Source organism: Elioraea sp. Yellowstone, from assembly GCF_006704265.1.
GTDB lineage: Bacteria > Pseudomonadota > Alphaproteobacteria > Acetobacterales > Acetobacteraceae > Elioraea.
On sequence record NZ_VIKA01000256.1, the window covers coordinates 1 to 2,388 of the forward strand.

At 74.8% G+C, this 2,388-nt stretch carries 1 protein-coding gene and 1 pseudogene; both read left to right on the forward strand.

Features of this window, described 5'->3' with window-relative positions; all coding sequences use genetic code 11:
* The first annotated feature begins 246 nt into the window (after window positions 1-246).
* A complete protein-coding gene (gene argS, locus FK498_RS18425; protein WP_141857130.1) occupies window positions 247-2,007 on the forward strand; it encodes an arginine--tRNA ligase in 1,761 nt (586 codons plus the stop codon).
* 26 nt (window positions 2,008-2,033) lie between these two features.
* A pseudogene (locus FK498_RS18430) lies at window positions 2,034-2,388 on the forward strand (hypothetical protein); the annotation flags it as partial.

Here is a 2,388-nt window from a genome sequence, read left to right on the forward strand (position 1 = left end):
GGGGGGGGGCGTTGGCCCGGGGGGCTTCCCTTGGGGGCGGGTTTTGCCCGCGGTTCTGCCCCCCCCCCCCCCCGGGGGGTTTTTTCCCCCCCCCCCCCCCCCCCCCCCCGGGGGGGGGGCCCCCCCCCCCCCCCCCGCGCCCCCCTGGAGGGCGGCGCGCCTCGCAGGGCGCGCCGCGGACCTCGGCAGCGGAGGGGGGGGCTGGGGGGACCACCGTGGTCCCCCCGGTGTTTTCTTGGACCCCTCATGAACATCTTCCACGCCTTCCGCGACGCCATCGCCGCCGCCCTGCCGGAGGCTCCCCCCGACGGGTTCACCGTCGAGCCGCCGCGCGACCCGGCGCACGGCGACATCTCCACCAACGCGGCGCTGGTGCTGGCCAAGCCCCTGCGTACCAGCCCGCGCGCGCTTGCCGAACGGCTCGCCGGATCGCTGCGCGCCCACCCGGCCGTGGCGGCCGCCTCGGTCGCCGGTCCGGGCTTCGTCAACCTCACGCTGCGCCCGGAGTTCCTGCGCGACCGGCTCGCCGACATCCTCGCCGCCGGCACCGATTACGGGAATTCGACCATGGGCCGCGGCGTGCGCGTGAATGTGGAATACGTCTCGGCCAACCCCACCGGCCCCCTGCATATCGGCCATTGCCGCGGCGCCGTGGTGGGCGACGCGCTCGCCGCGCTGCTCGCCAAGGCCGGCTACGACGTCACCCGCGAGTACTACATCAACGATGCCGGCGCGCAGGTCGATGCGCTCGCCTGGGCCGCGTACTGGCGCTACCTCCAGGCGCTCGGCACGGCGCTGACGGAGGCCGAGTTCGACGCCCTGGTGCCCGGCGGGCTGCAGTACCGCGGCGACTACCTCGTCCCGGTCGGCGAGGCGCTCGCCCGTCGCCACGGCACCGCGCTGGCCGGGCCGAATGCGACACCGGCGGACCCCGCGCACTGGCTCGAGCGCGTGCGCGACGAGACCGTCGCGGCGATGATGGACCTGATCCGCGCGGATCTCGCGGCCCTCGGCGTGCGCCAGGAGGTGTTCACGTCCGAGGCCGCGCTCGTCCGGTCGCGCGCGGTGGAGCGCGTGCTGGCCGAGCTCGAGGCCCGCGACCTGATCCACATCGGCGTGCTCGAGCCGCCCAAGGGCCAGAAGCCGGACGACTGGGAACCGCGGCCGCAGACGCTGTTCCGCGCCTCCCGCTTCGGCGACGACACCGACCGGCCGCTCCGGAAGTCCGACGGCTCGAACACCTACTTCGCCAACGACATCGCCTACCACGCCGACAAGATCGCGCGCGGCTTCACCCGGCTGATCGATGTCTGGGGGGCCGATCACGGCGGCTACGTCAAGCGCATGCAGGCGGCGGTGCAGGCGGTCGGGCAGGGCAGGGCGAGCCTCGAGATCGTGCTCTGCCAGATCGTGCACCTCATGAAGGGCGGCGAGCCGATGCGCATGAGCAAGCGCGCCGGCACCTTCGTCACGCTGCGCGACCTGATCGACGAGGTCGGCCGCGATGTCGTCCGCTTCATCATGCTGACGCGAAGGGCGGATGCGCAGATGGAGTTCGACCTCGACAAGGTGCGGCTGGAGACCAAGGACAACCCGGTCTTCTATGTCCAGTACGCGCATGCGCGCTGCCGGTCGGTGCTGCGCCACGCGGCCGAGGCCTTCGGGGCGGAGGCGGTGGCGCCCGCCGCGCTCGCCGCCGCGCCCCGGGACACGCTCGCCGATCCGGCCGAGCTCGCCCTGATCCGCGCGCTGGTGCAGTGGCCGCGCGTGGTCGAGCAGGCGGCCCAGGCAGCCGAGCCACACCGAATCGCCTTCGCCCTGTATGATGTGGCGGCGGCCTTCCATGCGCTCTGGAACAAGGGGCGGGAGGAGGCGGAGCTGCGCTTCATCCGCGCCGACGCCCCGGCCGCGACGATGGCGCGGCTGGCGCTGGTGGCCGCGACCGCGACCGTGATCGCCTCGGGACTCGCGGTCATGGGCGTGGAGCCGGTCGAGGAGATGCGCTGAGGCGGGTGGAGGACGAGGACGGGCGATTGAGGGCGAGCGATCTCGACATCCCGACGGCACGGCTGGGCGAGCCCGCCTGGCGGCAGCGCGACCGGCGCAGCCGGCCGCGCGTCCTGATGGCCGCCGCCGTGGTCGCCGCCCTCGCCTTCGCCGGCGCCGCCGCCCTGGTCTGGACCGGCGAGCGCGCGCGCGAGGGCGAGGTGCCGATGATCGTCGCCGATGCCGGGCCGTTCCGCGTCCGCCCCGCCGAGCCGGGCGGGCTGCAGGTGCCGAACCAGGACCAGCTCGTCTACCAGCGCATGGGCGGCGGGGATCCCGAGCCGCGCCGGCGCATCGAGGTGCTGCTGCCGCCGCCCGAGGCGCCCATGCCGGTGCCTCGCC